The sequence below is a fragment of the Citricoccus sp. GCM10030269 genome (assembly GCF_042665635.1).
Classification (GTDB): Bacteria; Actinomycetota; Actinomycetes; order Actinomycetales; family Micrococcaceae; genus Citricoccus.
This window is the reverse complement of record NZ_JBHTCV010000010.1, coordinates 1-2,028: the sequence shown is the minus strand read 5'-3', so window position 1 is coordinate 2,028 and position 2,028 is coordinate 1. Positions and strand designations below refer to the sequence as shown.

The window sequence follows — 2,028 nt, the reverse complement described above, 5'->3', positions numbered from 1 at the left end:
GCAGCAATAAAAATAAGATGCTCGCGTCCACTATGCAGTTCCCAAACAACAATCCGCACCACACCTCAACACCCACCACCACGGTGAACGCCTCAGCACGGCCAGAACCAGACCAACCGGCCCAGCAGAACACACCCCCACAATCCAATGAGAGAGTCTGTTCTACGGTCCTGTTGTCCCAGGACCCAACAGTGTGCCAACACCCCAACCCATCCAAACCCAGCAGTCCTTCCACACGCCGGCGCGACATCCCGGGCAACACCCAAGACGCCCATTCCAGACGCGGTACTACGACCACCAGCCGGTACGGCCAGGGCACTATTCGTTGATGTTCCACCCATGAGCAACCCGCCGACCCACACGCGGGGCCGAAACGAGCACTACACCTGAACCAACACCACCACCAGAACACTGTTCCGGCAGCCGTTGGTTGAGGGGCTCCTTAGAAAGGAGGTGATCCAGCCGCACCTTCCGGTACGGCTACCTTGTTACGACTTAGTCCCAATCGCCAGTCCCACCTTCGACAGCTCCCTCCCCACAAGGGGGTTGGGCCACCGGCTTCGGGTGTTACCGACTTTCGTGACTTGACGGGCGGTGTGTACAAGGCCCGGGAACGTATTCACCGCAGCGTTGCTGATCTGCGATTACTAGCGACTCCGACTTCATGGGGTCGAGTTGCAGACCCCAATCCGAACTGAGACCGGCTTTTTGGGATTAGCTCCACCTCACAGTATCGCAACCCATTGTACCGGCCATTGTAGCATGCGTGAAGCCCAAGACATAAGGGGCATGATGATTTGACGTCGTCCCCACCTTCCTCCGAGTTGACCCCGGCAGTCTCCCATGAGTCCCCGGCATAACCCGCTGGCAACATGGAACGAGGGTTGCGCTCGTTGCGGGACTTAACCCAACATCTCACGACACGAGCTGACGACAACCATGCACCACCTGTGAACCCGCCCCAAAGGGGAAAGACCATCTCTGGCCCGGTCGGGAACATGTCAAGCCTTGGTAAGGTTCTTCGCGTTGCATCGAATTAATCCGCATGCTCCGCCGCTTGTGCGGGCCCCCGTCAATTCCTTTGAGTTTTAGCCTTGCGGCCGTACTCCCCAGGCGGGGCACTTAATGCGTTAGCTGCGGCGCGGAAACCGTGGAATGGCCCCCACACCTAGTGCCCAACGTTTACGGCATGGACTACCAGGGTATCTAATCCTGTTCGCTCCCCATGCTTTCGCTCCTCAGCGTCAGTAACAGCCCAGAGACCTGCCTTCGCCATCGGTGTTCCTCCTGATATCTGCGCATTTCACCGCTACACCAGGAATTCCAGTCTCCCCTACTGCACTCTAGTCTGCCCGTACCCACCGCAGATCCGGGGTTAAGCCCCGGACTTTCACGGCAGACGCGACAAACCGCCTACGAGCTCTTTACGCCCAATAATTCCGGATAACGCTCGCGCCCTACGTATTACCGCGGCTGCTGGCACGTAGTTAGCCGGCGCTTCTTCTGCAGGTACCGTCACCCGAAGGCTTCTTCCCTACTGAAAGAGGTTTACAACCCGAAGGCCGTCATCCCTCACGCGGCGTCGCTGCATCAGGCTTGCGCCCATTGTGCAATATTCCCCACTGCTGCCTCCCGTAGGAGTCTGGGCCGTGTCTCAGTCCCAGTGTGGCCGGTCACCCTCTCAGGCCGGCTACCCGTCGTCGCCTTGGTAGGCCATTACCCCACCAACCAGCTGATAGGCCGCGAGTCCATCCAAGACCGATAAATCTTTCCACCTCCACACCATGCGATGAGAGGTCGTATCCGGTATTAGACCCGGTTTCCCAGGCTTATCCCAGAGTCAAGGGAAGGTTACTCACGTGTTACTCACCCGTTCGCCACTAATCCACCCTGCAAGCAGGGCTTCATCGTTCGACTTGCATGTGTTAAGCACGCCGCCAGCGTTCATCCTGAGCCAGGATCAAACTCTCCGTATAAAACAAAAAGCAACAACACAGATCAGTCCAGCGGAAAACCAGACCACCCATG

1 rRNA gene is annotated in these 2,028 nt (G+C 57.9%); it reads right to left on the bottom strand.

Annotated features, from left to right (window positions below):
• Positions 1 to 446: 446 nt before the first annotated feature.
• Positions 447 to 1,976 (bottom strand): 16S ribosomal RNA (locus ACFQQD_RS14015).
• Between the last annotated feature and the right edge of the window lie 52 nt (positions 1,977 to 2,028).